Source organism: Tenacibaculum geojense, from assembly GCF_042676005.1.
Lineage (GTDB): Bacteria > Bacteroidota > Bacteroidia > Flavobacteriales > Flavobacteriaceae > Polaribacter > Polaribacter geojense.
The window spans coordinates 46,238-69,199 of sequence record NZ_JBHTJR010000051.1; the positions used below are offsets into that span (position 1 = coordinate 46,238).

Below are 22,962 nucleotides of genomic sequence, written 5' to 3' on the forward strand. Positions count from 1 at the left end.
GATTATTAAGAAAAAAATGAAGTTTAATAACTACAACTTAACCCTAAAAGATGATGTAGCAGTTTTTACAAAACAGTTATTTTATGCTTTGTTTGACGATGTTTGCCAAGAGAAGGCTAAGCGTTTAAAAAATCAATTTATAAGTATTTTAGAAGGTTTGTCTGTTGAAAAACCTGAAGATATATGGTCTTATTATCAAAATTCATTTTGTGACATACGAAAAAAGTTGGATTTAGATGCTCAAGCATTTGAAAATACAGATCCTGCCTGTAAAAGTTTAGGAGAAGTTTATTTGGCTTATCCAGGATTTCATGCTATTGCTATTCATAGGCTAAGTCATGAATTGTATAAAATGAAAGTTCCGATTTTGCCCAGAATGATGAGTGAATACGGTCATGGTTTAACTGGAGTAGATATTCATCCTGGTGCAGTTATAGGTGATGCATTTTTTATTGATCATGCAACAGGAGTTGTCATTGGAGAAACAACCATAATTGAAAACAATGTTAGTATTTATCAAGGTGTAACTCTTGGTGGAATCCAAGTAGCCAAAGAGCTTGCAGAAGTAAAAAGACACCCAACAATAAAAAGTAATGTGACTATTTATGCAAATGCAACCATTTTAGGTGATGTTACAATTGGAGAAAATTCTATCATTGGAGCAAATGTTTGCATAACACAATCAATTGAACCAAATTCAAAAGTAATTTATAAATCTCAAAATAGTATTTATACTTAAAAAGAATTATATGAATTCAAAAAATATTACACATTTTGTGGGAAATACTCCTCTTGTAGAGGCTACAAAATTATTAAATAAGAAAAACGTTCGTTTATTTTTTAAACTTGAAGGTCATAATCCTGGAGGTAGTGTAAAAGATCGTGCTGCCTATTTCATGATTTCAGAAGCTTTAAAGAAAAATAATATAAAAAAAGGTGACACATTAGTAGAAGCTACTAGCGGAAATACGGGTATAGCACTAGCTTTAATGGCGAAAGTATTAGGTGTAAATATGGTGTTGGTAATGCCAGAACACGCAACTATTGAGCGTGTAAAAACAATGCGAGCGTATGGCGCAGAAGTTATTCTAACACCTTCTGAAGCAGGAATGGAAGGAGCTATTGATCATGCATTAGAATTAAAATATAAAAAAGGATATTTCAGACTGAATCAGTTTGATAATTTTGATAATCCTAAAGCGCATTATAGTACAACCGGACCAGAAATTTGGAGAGATACTGAAGGTCAAGTAACACATTTTGTTTCTGCTATGGGAACAACAGGAACTATTACTGGAGTTTCAGACTTTTTGAAGGAGCAAAATAAGAATATTCAAATTGTTGGAGTTCAGCCAAAAGAAGGTGCTCGAATTCCGGGAATTAGAAAATGGCCAGAAGAATATTTACCTGCTATTTTTAAACGCGAAAAAATAAATCAAATCTTGGAAGTTAGTCAAGAAGAAGCAAAAGCAATGACTGTTCGTCTTGCTCATGAAGAGGGTATTTTTGCTGGGATGAGTAGCGGAGGAGCTACTGCTGCGGCTTTGAAACTGGCAGAAACGATCGATGAAGGTATAATTGTTTCCATAATTTGTGATCGTGGAGATCGATATTTATCTTCAGATATATACGAGTAAACGGATTCGTTTTGTTCGTTATTTTTAAACAATCCTTTGTAAAACAATCAGATTAATTTATTATTTAAAATAAGTTAATTACATTTGTCAAAATTAGTTCATTAACATTTTTGTTGTTATCAAGAAAGGTGGAGGGAATAGACCCTTTGAAGCCTTAGCAACCCTTTGTATATACTGAAATTGTTTCAGAATCACAAAGAAGGTGCTACATTCTACTGTTCACACTGAATCAGTTTCAGTATTACAGAGAGATAACTCAAAGGAATATCTACTTCTCTTTTCCTGATAACAGCATTAATCTATAATATCAGGAATGTCACATACAATTTATAAAGAAATTCAAAAAAGAATATTGGTCCTTGACGGCGCCATGGGAACAATGCTTCAGGAATATAAATTCACTGAAGAAGATTTTCGTGGAGAACGTTTTAAAGGTCATCCTTCACCATTAAAAGGAAATAATGATTTGTTATCCATAACTCAGCCGGAAGCGGTTAAAGATGTTCACAGAAAATATTTAGCTGTTGGAGCTGATATCATAGAAACCAATACTTTCTCCGGAACCACCATTGCAATGGCCGATTATGAAATGGAAGATTTAGTTTATGAGTTAAACTACCAATCGGCTAAAATTGCGAAAGAAGTAGCGGAAGAATTTACACTAAAAACACCTGGTCAACCTCGATTTGTAGCGGGTTCAATTGGTCCGACAAATCGAACAGCCAGTTTATCTCCAGATGTTAACAAACCAGAATATCGTGCTGTTACTTTTGATGAATTGCGAGTTGCATATAAACTTCAAGTTGAAGCTTTAATAGATGGAGGATCAGATGTTTTATTAGTAGAAACTATTTTCGATACACTAAATGCCAAAGCTGCATTATTTGCTATTGAAGAAGTTAAAGAAGAGCGTAATATTGATATTCCTGTGATGGTTTCAGGAACTATTACGGATGCAAGTGGAAGAACGCTTTCAGGACAAACTGTAGAGGCTTTTTTAATTTCAATTTCACATATTCCTTTATTAAGTGTTGGTTTTAATTGTGCGTTAGGAGCCGAACAATTAGAACCTTATTTAAAGAGATTGTCCCATAATACACATTTTTTTACGTCTGCTCATCCAAATGCAGGATTACCCAATGCTTTTGGAGAGTATGATCAAAGTCCAGAGGAAATGAAGAGATTAATTGAGAGTTTTCTCGAACAAAACTTAGTAAATATTATTGGCGGTTGCTGTGGAACCTCTCCCGCTCATATTGGTGCAATTGCCGAAGCAGCGAAGAATTTTAAACCAAGAAAAACTGTTGTAGAAGCATATGGAGAATAGGTATTTAAAATTATCAGGATTAGAACCATTAATCATAACACCTGAAAGTAATTTTATAAATGTTGGAGAAAGAACAAACGTAACAGGATCACGTAGATTTCTTCGTCTAATTAAAGAAGAAAAATATGGAGAGGCGCTTGCGGTAGCACGTGATCAAGTAGAAGGTGGTGCACAGATTTTGGATGTAAATATGGATGAAGGAATGCTAGATGGTGTTCATGCCATGGTAACATTCTTAAATTTAATTGCTTCTGAACCAGACATTGCTCGAATTCCAATTATGATTGATAGTTCTAAATGGGAAATTATCGAAGCGGGATTGCAAGTTGCGCAAGGAAAATGTGTGGTGAATTCTATTTCTTTGAAAGAAGGAGAAGAAGCTTTTATTCGTCAGGCTAAGTTGATTAAAAGATATGGAGCTGCAACTATTGTAATGGCTTTCGATGAAGTTGGTCAGGCTGATAATTATGAACGTAGAATAGAAATTTGCGAACGTTCGTATAGAATTTTAGTAGATGTTGTAAAATTTCCTCCAGAAGATATCATTTTCGATCCTAATATTTTCCCTGTAGCAACAGGTATGGAAGAGCATAGAAAAAATGCAATTGATTTCTTTAGAGCTACCAAATGGATTCGAACCAATCTACCATATGCCAGTGTTTCTGGTGGTGTAAGTAATGTGTCTTTTTCTTTCAGAGGAAATAATGTTGTTCGAGAAGCAATGCACTCAGCTTTCTTATATCACGCTATTCAACATGGAATGAATATGGGAATTGTGAATCCAACAATGTTGGAAGTTTATGATGAAATTCCAAAAGATTTATTAGAACATGTGGAAGATGTTTTATTAGATAGAAGAGATGATGCTACAGAAAGATTGTTAGAGTTCGCTGAAACAGTAAAAGGAATAAAAAAAGAAGATTCTTCAAGGCAATTAGTTTGGAGAGAAAACTCTTTACAAGACCGTATTACGCATAGTTTAGTAAAAGGAATAGATGCTTTTATTGAAGAAGATGTTGAAGAAGCTCGTCAAAGTGTAGAAAGACCAATTGAAGTTATTGAAGGTCATTTAATGTCTGGAATGAATGTGGTAGGGGATTTGTTTGGAAGCGGAAAAATGTTTTTACCTCAAGTGGTAAAGTCAGCTCGTGTAATGAAAAAAGCTGTGGCATATTTACAGCCATTTATAGAGGAATCAAAAGACAGCGCAGCAAGTTCAGCGGGTAAAATTTTAATGGCAACGGTAAAAGGAGATGTTCATGATATTGGTAAAAATATTGTGAGCGTTGTACTTGGGTGTAATAACTACGAAATAGTTGATCTTGGAGTTATGGTTCCGCCAGAAAAAATTATTGAAGTAGCACAAAAGGAACAAGTTGATGTAATTGGTTTAAGTGGATTAATTACGCCTTCTTTAGATGAAATGGTATATCTGGCCAATGAAATGGAAAAGAAAGAAATGAATATTCCATTGTTAATTGGAGGAGCAACTACTTCTAAAGCACATACAGCTGTTAAAATTGCTCCGAAATACACAAATTCTGTGGTGCATGTAAACGATGCATCAAGAGCAGTAACGGTTATAGGAAATTTATTACAGGAGAATAATACTATTTATAAAGAGGAAATTCGAAGTGAATACAATAAGTTTCGAGATCAGTTTTTAAATAGAACTAAACAGAAAAATTATGTAACCATTGAGGAAGCAAGAAAGAACAAGTTTCAGATTAATTGGGAAACATCAGAAATTACAAAACCTGATTTTTTAGGTTCTTATGTAATCGAAAACTTAGACTTAAACCTTCTTATGGATTATATCGATTGGAGTCCATTTTTTAGATCATGGGATTTACATGGAAAATTTCCAGACATATTAACCGATGATATAGTAGGTAAACAAGCAACCGAATTATATGAAGATGCGAAAGTATTATTAAACCAAGTTATAGAGGAAAAACTACTAAAAGCTAAAGCAGTTTTTGGCTTGTTTGAAGCGAATTCTGTTGAAGACGACATCGTTGTAAACGCAGATGGTAAAGAATTTACATTCCTTACGCTTCGTCAACAATTGAAGAAAAGAGAAGGAGTACCAAATATTGCGTTGTCTGATTTTATTGCACCAAAGGATTCAGGAATTCAAGATTATTTAGGAACATTTTGTGTAACAGCTGGTTTTGGAACGGCTGAGCTTGCTACAGAATATGAAAAGAATAATGATGATTATAATTCCATAATGATTAAAGCAATTGCGGATCGTTTTGCAGAAGCTTTTGCTGAATATCTTCACGAGGAAGTTCGTAAAAAATACTGGGGTTACGCGACTTCAGAAAACTTGTCGAATGAAGAATTAATAAAGGAAAATTATAAAGGAATTCGTCCTGCTCCTGGCTATCCTGCATGTCCAGATCATTTAGAGAAAAATACGATTTGGGATGTATTAAAGGTTGAAGAAAAAATAGGAGTTCAACTTACTGAAAGTTTAGCAATGTGGCCTGCAGCGAGTGTTTCTGGTTATTATTTCGGAAATGCAGAAGCTAAATATTTTGGACTAGGAAAAATAAAAGAAGATCAATTAAAAGATTATACCGAACGAAGAGGAATTAGTGAAGATTTAACTCGAAAATGGTTAAGTCACATTATTGCCGATTAATATATAGCGATGAGCAAAAAGTTTATAGAATTAAAATTAGGAAGTCATCAAATTGTTCATGGATTTGATGAACAACATAAAGAGATAATAGAAGAAATTAAAGTAGAAGGCTATAACAAAAAGCTAGTCAATATTGAAAGAATAAAATCGATAAGTGAAAAATTCATATTAACAGATTATGCGCACGGAAGATGGATATATTGGGAATATGAAGGCGATTTTGAAACCATTAAAAACAAAGTTCTTTAAGAAAGATCAATACAATGAAAGTTACAGAACACATAGAACAATCTAAAGGGAAAACTAGATTTTCATTTGAAATATTACCTCCGTTAAAAGGTCAAAATATAGAATCAATTTTTAATAATATTGATCCTTTAATGGAATTCAATCCACCTTTTATTGACGTCACATATCATAGAGAAGAATATATTTATAAAGAATTAGAAAACGGATTACTACAAAAGCAGGTTGTGAAAAAACGACCAGGAACTGTTGGTATTTGTGCTGCAATTCAAAATAAATACAATGTAGATGCAATACCTCACGTATTGTGTGGTGGATTTACAAAAGAGGACACAGAAAACTTTTTAATCGATTTGGATTTTCTGGGAATTGATAACGTTATGGCATTACGCGGTGATGCTGTTAAAAGCGAAATTTATTTTAAACCTGAAAAAGAAGGTCACCAATATGCTAGCGATTTAGTAGATCAAATTGAGTGTTTAAATCATGGAAAGTATTTGGATGAAGAATTACAAAATTCAGCACCAACAGATTTTTGTGTAGGAGTTGCAGGTTATCCTGAAAAACACATGGAAGCTCCAAGTTTAGATTCAGATATTCATTTTTTGAAGAAAAAAATTAAAAAAGGAGCGGATTATATCGTAACTCAAATGTTTTTCGACAATCAAAAATATTTTGAATTTGTTGATAAATGTCGTGCAGAAGGAATTACCGTGCCAATTATTCCAGGATTAAAACCGATTTCAACAAAAAAGCAATTAAATATGATTCCTCATCGCTTTAAAGTTGATCTTCCTGATGATTTAATTATGGCTGTTGTAAATTGTAAAAACAACCAACAAGTACGAGAAGTTGGTGTGGAATGGTGCATCAATCAGAGTAAAGAATTGATAAATAACGGAGTACCTTTTTTACATTATTATTCAATGGGAAAATCAGATAACATTAAAAACATAGCTTGTAAAGTATTTTAAAGTTATAAAATAGTTTAGAGTAAGTACTAAACATTCATTTAACATTAATTTTTAAAACTGGTAAACTACACTCATTGTAAAGTAATTAGTTTTGCAAAAAATAAAAGAAATGAAAAAATATAATTTAGAAATTAAGTTCATGTTTCAGCTTTTAGCATTGGCTTTTTTCTCACTAATGCTGGCTTATTTTTTATAACCAAAACACTCTAACAAGGTATCAGTAAGACTAATAACTGTATAATAAAAACCAATTTGACAGGGGTTGTAATAGTCAAATATTTGTTTATTTTTGTACATTATCAAATTGATTTATAATTATAAACCCTAAATAAAATGGCTTTAGAAATTACAGATGCGTCTTTTGAGGAAGTTGTATTAAATTCAGACAAACCAGTATTGGTTGATTTTTGGGCAACTTGGTGCGGACCTTGTAGAATGGTAGGACCTATTGTAGACGAAATTAGCGAAGAATACGCTGGAAAAGCAGTTGTTGGTAAAGTAGATGTTGATGCTAACCAAGAATTTGCAGCAAAATATGGTGTAAGAAACATACCAACTGTTTTAATATTTAAAAACGGTGAAGTTGTTGCTAAACAAGTAGGTGCAGCTCCTAAAAAAGCGTATACTGAAAAAATAGACGCAGCTTTATAAAATAACACATACATCAATAAAAAAGGTTTGGCTAATGTCAAACCTTTTTTTATTTTTAAGATCTATGATAGATCTTACGCAACCTCAAAACTCAGAAATAAAAAATCTAGATATTCTTGCCAAACAAGTAGTTGAAGGTTTTATAACAGGTATGCACAAAAGTCCATTTCATGGATTTTCTGTAGAGTTTTCTGAACATAAACTATATAACAAAGGAGAAAGCACCAGACATATAGACTGGAAACTTTTTGCTAAAACAGAAAAACTGTACACCAAAAAATATGAAGAAGAAACAAATTTAAGATGCCATATTATTATAGATAATTCAGCATCTATGCACTACCCTATCAGCAATAATAACAACCTTAAAAACCTTAATAAAATTGGCTTTACGGCTGTAGCAGCGGCTTCTTTACTAGAAATACTTAAAAAACAAAGAGATGCTGTAGGTTTAAGTATATATGCTGATTCTTATGAATTTTATGCCCCTGAAAAAGGAAGTGAACGGCATCGAAAAATGATTTTACAGCAATTAGATACTTTATTACAAACTAAAACTGTAAAAAATAAAGGAACAGAAACGTATCAATATTTACACGAAATAGCAGAAAAAATTCATAGAAGGTCATTAATATTTGTCTTTTCAGATATGTTTCAAACATCTAAAAATCATGACGAATTATTTGAAGCTTTACGTCATTTAAAGTATAACAAACACGAGGTTGTATTGTTTCATACCTATGATAAAGAATTAGAATTTGACTTTAATTTTGATGACACTCCAAAAAAGTTTGTTGATGTTGAAACAAATGAGGAAATAAATTTATATGCTAATTCTATTAAAGAAAAATATAACACTGAAGTCGCTCTTTTTTTTAGCAACCTTAAAAACAAATGCTTACAATATAAAATTGATTACGTTCCTGTAAATATTAGAAAAGGAGTTACACCAATACTCACTTCATATTTAATAAGCAGGCAAAAATTTTTATAAAATTAAGCTTATTAATTAAAAAAAGTTTTTATATTTGCATCCGCTTAGCGCAACGGTCTGGTAGTTCAGCTGGTTAGAATACATGCCTGTCACGCATGGGGTCGCGGGTTCGAGTCCCGTCCAGACCGCTAAAGTTCAAAAACATATTAAAAATATTTGCTAAATGCAAACGGTCTGGTAGTTCAGCTGGTTAGAATACATGCCTGTCACGCATGGGGTCGCGGGTTCGAGTCCCGTCCAGACCGCAAAAAAGCTCTTCAAATTTTGAGGAGCTTTTTCTTTTTACAGTAATTTCAAGGGCTTACTCCTACTCCACTATTCTTTATTTAATTCTTTAAAACAATACTATTTGGTACACTAAACAAAAATTTAGGTGCACAAAAAGAGTTACACTTAAAATTTTATAATTTATTTAATATAAACTTGTACTTCTTTCAAATCTTGACTCATTATTACTTGTCTTATTTGACAAGTGAATAAATGATATAAATTTGTTTAACTTTATGCCATATATGACAATAAGGAATGTTTATTTAAAATGCCTAGAAGAAAAGTTACTAAACCAATAACTAAAGAGTATGCAGATAAACTTGATAATTATATTAAGTATAAACTTGAACCAAAGTTAGATAGAGAAGCTACTTTTCAAGATTTAATTGAAAGTATGATAAAAGCTTCTACTTATCAAAAAGTAGATGATGCTTATAATGTATTAGCTGAAACTTGGGTTAAAACTGGTAGAGAGATAGATAATGTAGAAGTTATATATAAAAGATACTTTTTAAAAAATGAGAAAATGGAGGTGAAAAAAAGTCAAAATAATAATGAGAATACAAATCATTCTGAAGCTTCTAAAAAGAAAGAAAGTAAAGGGTGTTTACTTGCCGCTGGACTTGTATTTGGAATATCATCTATAAGCCCTTTAATAACTTTAATTTTTGGAGGAGACCCAAGAGGATTAGAAGGAGTTGATTATGAAACTGGAGAAACATATAGTGTTATATCAAATTTGAGGTATAGCTTCATAGCATTAATAATTGCTTTAACTTATTATTTATGGGCTCATTATTTAAATAAAACCCAAGAATAACATTTTAATAAAATACATATCAATTATTATGAATAATAAAAATCTAGTCATAAATAGACTTTTAATATTACCTTTATCATTATTAGCATACTTCTTAATATTTCTAGTTATACCAATAATTATTTGTTGGTTTTTAGACAATATGACTTTCAATTTATTTGATAACTTATCTATGAATATTGCTAGAATAGTATCTTCATTAATAGCAGGGTATTTATTTGTTATTGTAGGTGTAAAACTAGAGCCTACACATAAAAATAAGGTAGCTTTAATAATGACATTATTAATTTTAGTAAAGCTACTTGTGTTTGGTTATTTAAGTATTGTTGGAAAAGAATTTTTCATATTATTTTTAAATATACTTGAATTATTTTCTGGTTTTGTAGCATATAAGGCTACTATACATAATGATGAAAAATAAATGATAACAGAATACTTACATTATAAGCTTAAAAGTTGTTATGACTTAAATAAGTCTGACTTGGTGTATCTTACAACTTTACCAAATAAAGTTAAGATTTATAAGAGTTTAAAATCAGAGTTATCTATTCTAGATAGAATTATATCAGTAACAATTTATGTGAGCTTTTATGATAATGAACTAATTGCTGTTACTTACAATACATCTAATGAGAATTTTAACTCTTTACATCAGTTTATAAATTCATTTGCGAATAATGAAAATGAACTTTTATTTGAAGATGTTCTTGGGGGTAATTCAGACTTATTTTGTATTCAAAATGATACAGCTATACATTTAGATTATAAACAAAATGATAGAATTGATTTTAAAGTAGCAGTACCTATAAATAATAGGAAAAATAAAGTGTTTGTATGATTTTAAAAGAACTTCCATTTAAAATAGGTATGTAGTATGAAAATTGGGAGTTTGATCTAGAATTAGTGCATACACATGGTAGTTATGAAGTTTATAAATATATAAAAAATGATATTTTGGAAATTAATGGAGTATTAGTGATTTATATTCATTTATACTTTAGTTTAGATATATTATTAAAAATTATAATTAAAACTAAAAACCAATTAATTACTATTAAGTAAATTAATTTAAAAATTAAATAAATTATGAAAAAAGGAATCTTACTTTTAATTACAATAATTACGTTATTTTCTTGCGGAAATAATGAAGATAATGTACAGTCAGGTTTGATTGGAAAATGGAAAAAAACAAGTGAAACTAAAGAATATCAAAATGGAGAAATAGATGAAATTTCTTTATCTGAATGTGAATTAAAAGAAACTTTAGAATTCAAATCAAATAATCAAGTTTATTTAACTAGATATTCTGGAGTTAACTGTGAAGAGATGACTAACCTAGAAGGAACATATTCTTTTAATACATCAAATAATGAATTAACTCTTCCTGGAGATAATAAACAAATTGTAGAAATAATTGGAAATGATATGAATTTTAAGTTTAGTGTATCAGGTGTTGAAAGTTATATTAAAACAATTAACTATACTCGAATAGAATAAAGGAAAAGGCATACATTTAGGGATACATCAATAATTTAATCTTTTATAAACCATATAAAGACTCATAAAATTTAAAAAGTAGAGAGTCCCGTCCAGACCGCAAAAAAAGCTCTTCAAATTTTTATTTTGAAGAGCTTTTTTCATTTTACCTCACTCCTACTTATAAAACACCTTTTTTAGTTACTTTACCTTAACAAACATTAAAATACGAAACCCTAAAGAAAAATAAGAATACACGAAAAAATTATGTTTAAAAATTAATATTTACCTATTTTTAAACGATTTTATTTTAAAGTTCATAAAACAATAAAAAATTACATATATTTGGTAAACCAATTTGGAAAACCAATAATTGTTTTATGAAACTTAAACTTTACATTTTAATAACAACTACCCTATTTCTCTTTATCTCTTGCAATAAAAAAAACAACCGAAAAATAGTTGTTAATAATAAAGAAGCTTTAAAACAAGCCATCAAAAAAGCAGAGCCAGGAGACCATATTATACTTAAAAATGGGATTTGGAGTGACGTTTCTATAAAGTTTAAAGCCAACGGAACAAAAGAAAATACTATTATTTTGAAAGCCGAGACTCCAGGAAACGTATTTATTGAAGGAAAATCAAACTTAACTATTGGCGGACAATACTTACAGGTTAAAGATTTATATTTTAGAAATGGCCACACTCCTACTAATTCTGTAATACGTTTTAAAACAGATAACGAAACTCCAGCCTTTAATTGTAGTGTTACCAACTGTGTTATTGAAGAGTTTACACAACCTAGCAGAGATATAAAAGATCATTGGATAGAACTTTGGGGACAACACAATACCGTAGCCAACAACTATATTGCTGGAAAATCTAACCAAGGACCAACACTTAGAGTTTTCTTAAAAGGCAACGAACACATTAACAACCAACATCAAATAATTAATAATCATTTTGGACCAAGACCTAGAAAAGGTGGGCCGAAATCTGAAACTATGCAAATTGGAGACAGTTACACCTCTATGACTCCTTCTTATATAAACGTTTCAAATAATTATTTTGAAAGATGTAATGGTGAGGTTGAAATTATCTCCAGTAAATCTAATTTCAATGTATTTAAAAACAATATTTTCTTTGAATGTGAAGGTTCATTAGTTTTAAGACATGGAAATTATGCTACTATAAACGGTAATGTATTTATTGGTAATATTAATTCAGAATTTATTGGTGGCATCAGAGTTATAAATACGGGCCATTGGGTAACTAACAATTATTTTATCAATTTAAAAGGAAAAGAATTTAGAGCTCCACTAGCAATTATGAACGGAATACCTAAATCTCCCTTAAATAGATACAATCAAGTTACAGATGTTGTTATAGCATATAATTCATTTATAAATACTCAAACTCCATTTCATATAGGTGTGGGTGCTAACATAAGTCAAGCTGAAGTATTACCACCTAGTGAAATTAGATCTGCAATTCCTGAAAGAACAATTATTGCTAATAATTTAATACATAACCAAAACACAACCCATAATGTGGTTAAAAACTATGATAAAATTGAAGGTATTCAGTTTTTTAACAATAGTACAAATACGCAATATCAAAAAGAATTAATTAAAAATGGAATTACATCTGAAGATATCAATTTAAAACAACATGATACTTTAATTTTTTATCCTGATAATTACAATAAAGATTTATACAACGGATTCAATTTTAATAAAATTACTACCGATATTTTTGGAAACAAGAGAAGTCTCGATAATAACAATATTGGCGCAATAGTTAAGGCGGATCAAACTACTTCTTTTTCAAACTTTAATTATGGTACCACATGGTACCAACCAAACCAGAACAAATACAATTCTAAAAACCATCTAGTTAACACAAACGAAGAACTACTAAAAGCAATTGATATATCAAAAAATGGCGATACTATTTTACTCAACGCAAATATATTTAATATTAACAAGAGTATTGCAGTAGATAAAAACCTGATTTTAAAGGCAAAAACTACAGAACAAGTTACTATAAACTTTACAAGCTCTAATTCTGCTTTTGAAATGCATCCAAAAGGAAAACTTAAAATTCATAATATTGAAATAGTAGGAAATAAACAACAAGATGCTTTTAAAACTTTAGATAAAAATATGTCTAAAGCATATGATATATTCTTAAATAATGTTTCTGTAAAAAATTTTAAAAGCGTTTTAGAAACTTCCAAAGGCTCTTTTGCTGACACTATTTCTATTATAAATTCGAAGATTAGTCATTGCAAAAAAGGATTATTATTAAATAAAGAAACCAACGACAAGGGAGATTACAATGTTGAATTTTTAATTGTAAAGAATACTCATTTCGATTCTGTTTCAGAAAAAATTATTGATTATTACCGTGGCGGTTATGATGAATCTACCATTGGCGGTAATTTATACTTTATTGGCAATACAGTTACCAATTGCGGAAAACAAGAAAAAGATAACATCTTAATAAAAAACAGAGGGATTGTTCAAGTTTTTTTACATAACAACACATTTATCAATAATCCTGTTAAAACAATTGCCGTTTTATGGGGAGAAAAAAATGATACTCCTAAAAATAATTCAATTAACAACTCAGGAGAAATTAAAATTGTTCAAAATTTAAAATTAAAGCTAGTATACTAGTTCAAATAATGAAACCAATAACTTACTATATTTTTCTTGTTTTACTTGTTAGCTTAGTAAGCTGTAAGCAAACAAAAGTAGAACGTACTAATAAAAATAATTTAGAACACCCAAGACTTTTACTAACCGCCTCTGGTGTTAAAGAGATTAAAAATAATCTTGGTACTATACCTCTTTTTGACAACACACTAAGCGAAATAAAAAAAGAAGTTGATACTGAAATAAAAAAAGGAATAGATGTTCCTATTCCAAAAGATTTATCTGGTGGTTACACGCATACTACACATAAAAAAAACTTTATAACACTTCAAAAAGCTGGCGTTTTATATCAAATATTAAATGATGTTAACTATGCTGAATATGTTAAACAAATGTTGCTTAGCTATGCTAAAATATACCCAACACTTCCAGTGCATCCAAAGGAAAGATCATATGCTAGAGGTAAAATATTTTGGCAATGTTTAAATGATGCTAATTGGCTAGTTTATGTAAGTCAGGCTTATGATTGTGTGTACAATTACTTATCTGTAGAAGAAAGAAAAATTATAGAAAACGATTTATTAATACCAGTTGCCAATTATATTTCTATTGAAAATCCTCAATTTTTTAATAGAATTCATAACCATAGTACTTGGGGAACCGTAGCTGTAGGAATGCTAGCTTTAGTTTTAGATAATGATGAATTATTACAACGCGCATTATATGGAATTCCCTCAGATAATCTGTCTGAAGATATGCGTGACAATGATGGAGGTTACATAAAAAAAGATAGGCAAGATGTTGGTTTTTTAGCCAATTTAGAAGAACCTTTTTCTCCCGATGGTTATTACACAGAAGGACCTTATTATCAACGTTATGCCATGTATCCTTTTTTAGTATTTGCGCAAGCTTTACAAAACAATAAACCTGATTTAAAAATCTTTAACCACAAAAACAGCGTATTACTTAACGGAGTTACAGCATTAATTAATTTATCTAATAAAAATGGTGAATTCTTTACATTAAATGATGCTCAAAAAGGCATGTCTATAAAATCAAATGCTGTGGTTACCGCAGTTGATATTGCGTACAAATCTGGAAACAAAAATCCTGCTCTTTTAAGCATAGCACAACAACAAAACAAAGTAACTTTGGACGATGCTGGATTAGCTGTTGCGTTGGATTTAACGAAAAATATACAAAAGCCTTTTGTTAAAAAGTCTGTAGAATACACAGATGGAAATGATGGAAAACAAGGTGCCGTAGGCGTATTACGTTTAAAAGACCTAGAATTAGTATTTAAATACACTTCACACGGCTTAAGTCATGGTCATTACGATAAATTATCTTATTCTTTCTTTAATAACGGGGATGAAGTAGCTCAAGACTACGGAATGGCACGTTATGTTAATATTGAACAAAAAGGTGGTGGAAATTACTTAAAAGAAAACAAAACTTGGTCAAAGCAAACCATAGCTCATAACACAATAACACAAAACCAACAATCTCACTTTAACGGAAAATATAAAATAGCTAGTGAAAAACATTCTGACAGATATTTATTTGATGTTAACAACCCAAATATTAAAATCGCTAGTGCAAAAGATAATAATGCTTACAATAAAACTTCACTACATAGAACCTTGGCTTTAATCCATGAAGAAACCTTAAACAGTACGTTTCTTTTGGATATTTTTAAAATTTCTTCAAACAAAACACACAGTTATGATTTGCCCTTGCATTATCTAGGTCAGCTCATACAAACAAATTTTGACTATCAAAAACATCAAAACCCAAAGGTTTTTGGCACTCAAAACGGATACCAACATTTGTATGAGGAAGCGAATTATCAAACTAAAAACGAAAATATTAGTACAACGTGGTTACATAAAAATAAATTGTACACTTATACCACACTAGCAAATGAAAAAGACAGTTTATTTCTAACAAGAATTGGCGCAAATGATCCTGATTATAATTTACGATCAGAACCATCTTTTATACACAGAAAAAAAGGGAATAATATATTATTTACTGGAGTTCTAGAACCTCACGGATCTTACAATACTTCTACAGAACTCGCAACCAATGCTTATAGCCATATAAAAGAAATTAAAACAATTGTAAATACACAATACTATACAGCTGTAGAAATAACGTTTAATAACAAGGTATCAAAAATGTTTGTTATAGCGAACAATAATAACGATTCAAAAATTGAACATGAATTAGATATTCAAAATAAAAAAATAACATGGACAGGTACATATACTTATATAGAAATACATTAATCTTAAAAAAATAAAAAATGAAATCATTCGGATCAAGTAAAGAATTTATACTAGACAAAGACTTAGATTGGGAAGTTGTTGGTGAAGGAGTAAAAAGAAAAATAATGGGCTATGATGATAAAATAATGCTTGTAAAAGTACATTTTAGCGAAGGCGGAATTGGTTATAAGCACGAGCATTATCATTCACAGGTAACTTATGTAAAAAGCGGCGAATTTGAGTTTAGCATTGGTGATGAAACCAAATTAGTTAAAGGTGGCGATACTGTTTACATACCTCCACACGTTTTACATGGCGCTATTTGTAAAAAAGAAGGAATTTTAATTGATGTTTTTAGTCCAATTAGAGAAGATTTTATGGAATAGATAATATCATTTAGATAAATTTCAAGTTTTATCAAAAAAAGAAACATTTTTTTATCAAAATATTTTTTTAAGCATAAAAAAACAGTATATTTGGAAAACCAATCTGGATAACCAATTTGGAAAACCAAACAAACAAGATGCTTAAAGTTATTTGAATTCGATTAAAAATATTAAAGGATAAGTAACGTGCTTTTCCTTTAATATTTCTTCAAAATTCTACCATCAATTACAAAAACAGCATTCTTAAACTAAACACCGTTGGTGTTAAAGTACATTATTAAACTATAATAATTATGAAATTTAAGTATAGAATCGCGTTATTACTGGCGTTCTTATGCAGCATTTCAATTTACTCACAAGATAGTTATACATTATCTGGAGTAGTTACTTCAAAAGCTGATAACTTAGGACTTCCAGGAGTTTCTATTAGAATTAAAAATTCTAAAGTTGGAACAGAAACTGATTTAGATGGAAACTTCTCCATCAAAGTATCAAAAGGGAATGTTATCGAAATCTCTTCATTAGGTTTTACCACACAAAACATTACCATTACAAACCAAAAAAAGTTAAACATAGTCTTAACAGAAAATACTGATGTTTTAGAAGAAGTAGTAATTGTAGGTTATGGTAAACAGAAAAAATCTCACTTAACAGGAGCTATTTCAAAATTAAAAAATGAAAAATTAGACCAAATTGCAGTATCAAGAGTAGATGACGCTTTAGTTGGCCAGGTATCTGGAGTTCAAATTGCTGCTACTGAAGGAGAAGCTGGTTCTGCACCAACTATTCGTGTAAGAGGAATTGGTTCAATAACAGGAGAATTAAGTCCATTAATTGTTGTAGATGGATTACCTGTAGACGACGATTACTTGAGTGCGTTAGATATGAATAGTGTAGAATCTTTTGAAGTACTAAAAGATGCTGCCTCTACAGCTATTTATGGGTCTAGAGGTGCACGTGGTGTGATAATGATTACCACCAAACAAGGAAAAGAAGGAAAAACAAAATTTAGCTACAATACCTACACTGGTTTAAAACAGGCCAGACAAAGTGATGCCTATTATTTAACAGTTGCCGAAACTGCTGCTGCAGAATTAGCCGCTACCGGTAGTATTTCTGATAGAACACGCTACAAAAGACTTATTGGCGTAGATACAAATTGGCAAGACATTATATTTGATGGAGGAATTATAACAAATCATTCATTTAGTGCTAGAGGAGGTAATGAAAGCACAAAATTTAGTGCTTCTGTAAATTATTTACATGATGAAGGTGTTTTATTAACCGATGATTTTAAAAAGTATAACTTAGATTTAAAAGTAGACACCAAAGTAAGTAAAAAACTATCTTTTGGAGCAAGAGTAACCCCAACGTTAACTGACAGAAGAAGGTTTGATGGTTCTACTCATGATATTTTGCGACAACCATCTTGGTTACCTGTGTACCTAGATGCAAATACCATACAATTTGTTAACAGAACGCGTGACAATGGAAAATATGCTAATGTACAAATAGGTGATTACGCAATTCAAAGAATGTTTGATGATTTTGACTTAGCCAATGGTATGCCAATGCCAAATGGAGGCGCTGGTTTAGACATCAGTAATACATCTAATACCAACCCTGCAGCAAAAGTTTTAGAAAGAGATAGAACTGATGATAAATTTAAAATTTTTGGTTCTATGTATTTAAAATATAAAGTAGCTAAAGGATTAAGTTTTAGAACAACTTTTGGAGGTGATCTTCAATATACCAAATACAGAAGATGGCAAGGCGTTGAATCTCACAGAAATGGTGCTGCTAATGCATCTCTAGAACTATTGAACACTAATAGAACTCACCTATTAACAGAAAACTATTTTACTTACGACAACGATTTCGGAAAACATGAATTGAACGCTGTAGTTGGTATGAGTGCTGAAAGTTGGGAAACAGAATTAAACGGATCTTTTGGTTCTGGATATACATCAGATTTACTACAAACTTTATCTGCTGCAGACCAAACCACCGTAATCTCCGAGTCTGAAGCTTATGAAGAACGTTTATTATCGTTCTTTGGAAGAGTTAACTATTCATATGATGATGGTAAATATTTAGCTTCTATAAGTTTACGAACTGACGGATCATCTGTTTTTGGACCCAACAATAAATATGGATTTTTTCCGGCAGCTTCTGTAGGATGGAGCTTACATAAAGAAAACTTTTTAAAAGAAAGCAAGTCTGTAAATAACTTAAAAGTTAGAGTTAGTTATGGTATTACCGGAAATAAAGATTTAAGAACCTTTCCAAGAAACTATCAAATAGAGAGCTATCCGTTTTTATCATTGTTAGCGCCTAGTACTGCTGTGTTAGATGGTACTGTTACACAAGCTATCAATCCTATTAACATTGCAAACCCTGATTTACGTTGGGAAAAATCAATAGAATTTAATCCAGGGGTTGATTTTGGATTTTTTAACAACAGAATTACTGGTTCTTTAGATTACTATATAAAAACCAGTAAAGATTTAATTATTGACAATCCTATTTCAACAACAACAGGTTTTGCAAGCTCTTTAGTGAATATTGGTGAGGTAGAAAACAAAGGTTTTGAATTAGAGTTAAGTACAAGAAATATTAGTAATGAAAGCTTTAAATGGTCATCTACTATTATAGCTTCAAGAAATGAAAATACACTTGTTGATTTTGCCGACTCTAACAGACAAATTCAAAATGTAGATTCTAAGAGAGCCGCAGAATGGATAAACTTAGTAGGAAACCCAATCTCATCATTTTATGGTTGGGTGGTTGATAAAGATATTCCTTTAGAATACATAAACAACCCATATCACCCAGTAGGTGCTCAGCCGCAAGATGTATATGTAAAAGATTTAAATGGTGACGGCCTAATTGATGATGATGATAAAACAATTCTAGGCGATCCGTATCCAGATTTAATTTGGAGTTTTGCCAACAATTTTAATATAGGAAACGTAGACTTTAGTTTTATGTTTCAAGGAAGTCACGGAGCTCAGGTAAGAAATATGGGGGATCAATATATTTTTAATCACTTTAACAGTGCCCAAGATTTTGATCCTGTTACTACACCAAATCAACAATTTATAAAAGAGAAAATATTTACTAATGATATCGTGCAAGATGCTTCTTACATAGCATTAAGAAACGTAAACCTTGGGTATAATTTTAAGTATGATATGTTACAAAAATTAGGACTATCTAGGTTAAGAGTATACGCTACGGGACAAAATTTACTGTATTTAACAGCAGATGATTACACAGGTTTTAATCCAGAGTCTATTAACACAACAGTACCTGGAACTTACGGTTATCAAAGAGCTGGTTCACCTGTATTTAGTACAATTTCTTTAGGAGTAAATGTCGAATTTTAAACAACAACCATGAAAACAATCATAAAAATACTAATCTTATCATTATCTGTATCGTTGATTTCATGTAGTGATGATTTTCTAGAACCAACACCAACTTCTGTATTAACAACTGAAAATTATTTTAATACTCCGGAAGAAGTAGAAACCGCTGTTATAAATATGTATGATGCTATACAAGGTGTAAACTCAACTAGATCAGAAGATAATCATGGAGTGATGTATGAGTTTTATTTAACTGAAATGAGAAGTGATAATACCAGAACAAAATCTAGCGAAGGAGAAGCAGCTCAGTTTGAAAATTATAGCATACAACCAACAAATGGTATTGTAAACGATTATTACGCAAGTTTTTACAACGTAATTTACAGAGCAAATGTAGTATTAGCTAACTTAGAAGTTGCAGGAGCCTCAGCAACTAAGTTTGAAGCAGAAGCTAAATTTGTTAGAGCCTATGCGTATTTTAACTTAGTAAGACTATTTGGGGATGTACCATTAGTGGAAACCATTATTTCTCCAGAAGATAAAACAACAGCATATACAAGAGTAGCAACCTCAACCATTTATGAATTAATAGAAAATGATTTATTAACTGCTATTAACGGATTATCTGACGAAAGTAAATACAGAGCCTCTAAAGCTGCAGCTGAAACGTTACTCGCAAAGGTATATTTAACGTTAAGCAGGTATAGTGAAGCTCAAGCTTTATTAGAATCAGTAATGAATCCCTCTCGCGGATTCTCATTAGAGCCTAATTATAAAGATGTGTTTTATAATGAAGGTAATAATGAAATTATTTTTACAATAGGATATTTAGGAGATTCGGAAGATAGTCAAAACTTTTCTGCAGAGTGGTTAAATGCTGTAGGAAGAACGAGTGGAGTGAATTACGTTACTAACGATGCTAAACAAGCGTTGGATGATTTAGGTGGTAACAGAACCGCTTATTCATACAGAGTAGATCAAGCGCAAATAACACAACATCAAGTTGTAAAATATTTACCTAACGGAGATGATAACCTAGGTATACTACCAACTTCTTCAGACCCTACAAAAGCAGGAAACGACTGGATTGTTCTTCGATATGCAGATGTAATTTTAATGCATGTAGAAGCAATTATGGCAGGCGCTGCATCAACAACAAGTTCTACAGCTATAAACTCTATGCAATTAATTAGAAACAGAGCTGGAATAACCACACCTATTACAAGTATTAGCAAACAAGAATTATTAGACGAAAGACGTGTAGAGTTAGCTTTTGAAAATCACAGGTTATTTGACCTGATAAGAATGGGAGAAGCTGAAAACACTTTAGGTACTTTCTCAGCAAACAACGGATTATCTTTCTCATCTACAGATTTATTATTACCAATACCACAAAGAGAAATTAACCTAAGTAATGGTTTACTTACTCAAAACCCTGGGTACTAACAAAAAATTACATCTTATGAAAAGTATTCAAAACACCTACAATTTAATCACAAAAACAAAACACATATTGGTTATAATAGTAATAACTATTTTAAGTTCATGTGATACTAATGATTTACCAGAAGCAGGCTCTATACCAGATGCTACTCCTCCCAATGCTTTATTTTCAGCATCTCAAAATGAAGGTCCTGGTGAGGAATGGAAAACCTATAGCTTTTCCAATCAATCTGCAAGTGCAACTCAATATAGTTGGGACTTTGGTGACGGAAATTCATCAACAGAATTTGAACCACAAAACACCTATCCTGGAGAAGGAACTTTTACAATTACCTTAACTGCTATGGATGAATTAGGAGTTACTAGTTCGTACACAGAAACTATTGAAATTGTTGAACCTGAAATGCCGTCAGCTATCATTCCAGATATTTTAGAAGCAAGCTTTGAAGATGGTATGTTAGAGGGTGGAACAGGAGATGGAAGAGATTCTTGGAGAAATTCAGATTTAGGTGGTGTAATACAAATTACAAGCAGTCCAGTTCAAAATGGCTCTCAAGCAGCTAAACTTCCATCTGATGGTAGTAGAATTGCTTATCAAAAACTAATAGTATCACCAAATACAGATTACACGCTAACTTATTATTATACCATAAAAACTTCTCCAGTAGGAAGTATTACCGTTAATATATTAGAAGGTGGAAATCATACCGATATAAACGCAATACAAGCAGCTACAATTGCTTCTTTTGAAGGCACAGACCAAACTAGTGCTAGCGATTATGTTCAAGTAAACTTAACTTTTAACTCTGGTAATAATTCAACTGTATCAATATTCGTATCTAATCAAGGTGCAGAATCAAGAATCGATAATTTTTCAATAACAGCTAACTAATATCTATGTCTTTTAAAATAAATCCTAAAATATACGTATTAGCTGTTTGCTCCATATTCCTAACTACTTCTATTAGTTGTCAAAACAATAATGAAAATCAAGTAGAAAGTGAAATTCCAAACAATAACAACTATATACTACCAAACATAGATTTGAGTAATTGGAAAGTTACATTACCAATAGGAAATCCCACGGAAGTGAAACCACCAGAGATTTTAAACTATGCAACAAATGAAACTCTAAAACCTTTTATGTACAACGATTCTATAAAAGGAGCATTAGTTTTTTACACCTACCCTGCTGCATCAACAGCTAACTCGTCATACTCCAGAACAGAATTACGAGAACAAATGGTACCAGGAAGTAATAGCACAAACTGGACTTTTCCACAAGGTGGATATTTAAAAGGAGAATTGGCTATGGGGGAAATTACAAAAGATGATAATGATAATTATCACCGAGTAATAATTATGCAGATTCATGGAAGATTAACCAATGAACAACGTGATTTAATAGGACAAAGTGATAATAATGCCCCTCCTGTTCTTAAAATTTATTGGGTTAATGGAAAAGTAAGAGTAAAAACAAAAGAATTGATTGATTTAAATGCCTCAGAAACTGATATTTTAAGAACTAATTCTTGGACAGACGATGAAGGATATACATTTCCTGAACATGTAGGCTTTGATAAATTTACATTAGAGGTAAAAGCTTCTGAAGGAAAAATGGAAGTAATTTTAAATGGAAACTCTAAAGTTTACGAGAATATTCATATGCAAAAATGGAGTGTATTTGAAAATTATTTCAAAGCTGGTAATTATTTGAATACAAGAGACTCTTGGGCCAAATCTAAAGTAGAATATTACGCACTAGAAGCATCACACTAATTATTTAA

General features: G+C 31.0%; 19 protein-coding genes, 2 tRNA genes and 1 riboswitch. All 21 genes read left to right on the forward strand.

Annotated elements, in window-relative coordinates; all coding sequences use genetic code 11:
* Positions 1–16 precede the first annotated feature (16 nt).
* The 21 genes from epsC to ACFQ1U_RS10945 all read left to right on the forward strand — a co-directional run bounded on the left by epsC (position 17) and on the right by ACFQ1U_RS10945 (position 22,954).
* The gene (epsC, locus tag ACFQ1U_RS10845) at positions 17–739 is read left to right on the forward strand and encodes a serine O-acetyltransferase EpsC (RefSeq protein ID WP_386108230.1); all 723 of its coding nucleotides are present in this window, start codon (positions 17–19) and stop codon (positions 737–739) included.
* 10 nt (positions 740–749) lie between these two features.
* The gene (gene cysM, locus ACFQ1U_RS10850) at positions 750–1,637 is read left to right on the forward strand and encodes a cysteine synthase CysM (protein WP_386108232.1); all 888 of its coding nucleotides are present in this window, start codon (positions 750–752) and stop codon (positions 1,635–1,637) included.
* Between the two features lie 113 nt (positions 1,638–1,750).
* Positions 1,751–1,895, forward strand: a riboswitch (SAM riboswitch).
* 55 nt (positions 1,896–1,950) lie between these two features.
* Entirely contained in the window at positions 1,951–2,964 is a 1,014-nt protein-coding gene (locus ACFQ1U_RS10855) for a homocysteine S-methyltransferase family protein (RefSeq protein WP_386108234.1), read from the forward strand.
* Positions 2,954–5,614: a methionine synthase gene (gene metH / locus ACFQ1U_RS10860; protein WP_386108237.1), complete on the forward strand. Its 2,661-nt coding sequence runs from the start codon at positions 2,954–2,956 to the stop codon at positions 5,612–5,614. Before ACFQ1U_RS10855 ends, metH begins: the two co-directional genes overlap by 11 nt.
* A gap of 9 nt (positions 5,615–5,623) precedes the next feature.
* Positions 5,624–5,863, forward strand: coding sequence for a hypothetical protein (locus ACFQ1U_RS10865; protein ID WP_386108239.1), 240 nt, complete (start codon positions 5,624–5,626; stop codon positions 5,861–5,863).
* Positions 5,864–5,877: 14 nt separating this feature from the next.
* A complete protein-coding gene (gene metF, locus ACFQ1U_RS10870; protein ID WP_386108242.1) occupies positions 5,878–6,834 on the forward strand; it encodes a methylenetetrahydrofolate reductase [NAD(P)H] in 957 nt (318 codons plus the stop codon).
* 333 nt (positions 6,835–7,167) lie between these two features.
* Positions 7,168–7,485 (forward strand): thioredoxin, encoded by a 318-nt coding sequence (trxA, locus tag ACFQ1U_RS10875; protein ID WP_386108245.1) that lies wholly within the window; start codon positions 7,168–7,170, stop codon positions 7,483–7,485.
* A gap of 34 nt (positions 7,486–7,519) precedes the next feature.
* On the forward strand, positions 7,520–8,479 hold the full coding sequence (locus ACFQ1U_RS10880; protein WP_386108247.1) for a DUF58 domain-containing protein: 960 nt from the start codon (positions 7,520–7,522) through the stop codon (positions 8,477–8,479).
* Between the two features lie 54 nt (positions 8,480–8,533).
* Positions 8,534–8,607, forward strand: a tRNA-Asp gene (locus ACFQ1U_RS10885).
* A 43-nt stretch (positions 8,608–8,650) separates the two neighbouring features.
* Positions 8,651–8,724: transfer RNA gene (locus ACFQ1U_RS10890), tRNA-Asp, on the forward strand.
* 293 nt (positions 8,725–9,017) lie between these two features.
* The gene (locus ACFQ1U_RS10895; protein ID WP_386108249.1) at positions 9,018–9,569 is read left to right on the forward strand and encodes a hypothetical protein; all 552 of its coding nucleotides are present in this window, start codon (positions 9,018–9,020) and stop codon (positions 9,567–9,569) included.
* 28 nt (positions 9,570–9,597) lie between these two features.
* Positions 9,598–9,990 (forward strand): hypothetical protein, encoded by a 393-nt coding sequence (locus ACFQ1U_RS10900; protein WP_386108251.1) that lies wholly within the window; start codon positions 9,598–9,600, stop codon positions 9,988–9,990.
* Positions 9,991–10,407, forward strand: coding sequence for a hypothetical protein (locus ACFQ1U_RS10905; RefSeq protein ID WP_386108253.1), 417 nt, complete (start codon positions 9,991–9,993; stop codon positions 10,405–10,407).
* A gap of 248 nt (positions 10,408–10,655) precedes the next feature.
* Positions 10,656–11,066 (forward strand): lipocalin family protein, encoded by a 411-nt coding sequence (locus ACFQ1U_RS10910; protein ID WP_386108255.1) that lies wholly within the window; start codon positions 10,656–10,658, stop codon positions 11,064–11,066.
* Positions 11,067–11,425: 359 nt separating this feature from the next.
* Positions 11,426–13,726, forward strand: a complete 2,301-nt coding sequence (locus ACFQ1U_RS10915) for a chondroitinase-B domain-containing protein (protein WP_386108257.1) — start codon at positions 11,426–11,428, stop codon at positions 13,724–13,726.
* Between the two features lie 8 nt (positions 13,727–13,734).
* Positions 13,735–15,996, forward strand: a complete 2,262-nt coding sequence (locus tag ACFQ1U_RS10920; RefSeq protein WP_386108259.1) for a heparinase II/III domain-containing protein — start codon at positions 13,735–13,737, stop codon at positions 15,994–15,996.
* A gap of 17 nt (positions 15,997–16,013) precedes the next feature.
* Positions 16,014–16,361: a cupin domain-containing protein gene (locus tag ACFQ1U_RS10925; RefSeq protein ID WP_386108261.1), complete on the forward strand. Its 348-nt coding sequence runs from the start codon at positions 16,014–16,016 to the stop codon at positions 16,359–16,361.
* A gap of 293 nt (positions 16,362–16,654) precedes the next feature.
* On the forward strand, positions 16,655–19,750 hold the full coding sequence (locus tag ACFQ1U_RS10930; RefSeq protein WP_386108263.1) for a SusC/RagA family TonB-linked outer membrane protein: 3,096 nt from the start codon (positions 16,655–16,657) through the stop codon (positions 19,748–19,750).
* Positions 19,751–19,759: 9 nt separating this feature from the next.
* The gene (locus ACFQ1U_RS10935; RefSeq protein ID WP_386108264.1) at positions 19,760–21,178 is read left to right on the forward strand and encodes a RagB/SusD family nutrient uptake outer membrane protein; all 1,419 of its coding nucleotides are present in this window, start codon (positions 19,760–19,762) and stop codon (positions 21,176–21,178) included.
* A 16-nt stretch (positions 21,179–21,194) separates the two neighbouring features.
* A complete protein-coding gene (locus tag ACFQ1U_RS10940; RefSeq protein ID WP_386108266.1) occupies positions 21,195–22,067 on the forward strand; it encodes a PKD domain-containing protein in 873 nt (290 codons plus the stop codon).
* 5 nt (positions 22,068–22,072) lie between these two features.
* Entirely contained in the window at positions 22,073–22,954 is an 882-nt protein-coding gene (locus ACFQ1U_RS10945; RefSeq protein ID WP_386108268.1) for a polysaccharide lyase family 7 protein, read from the forward strand.
* Positions 22,955–22,962: the final 8 nt, after the last annotated feature.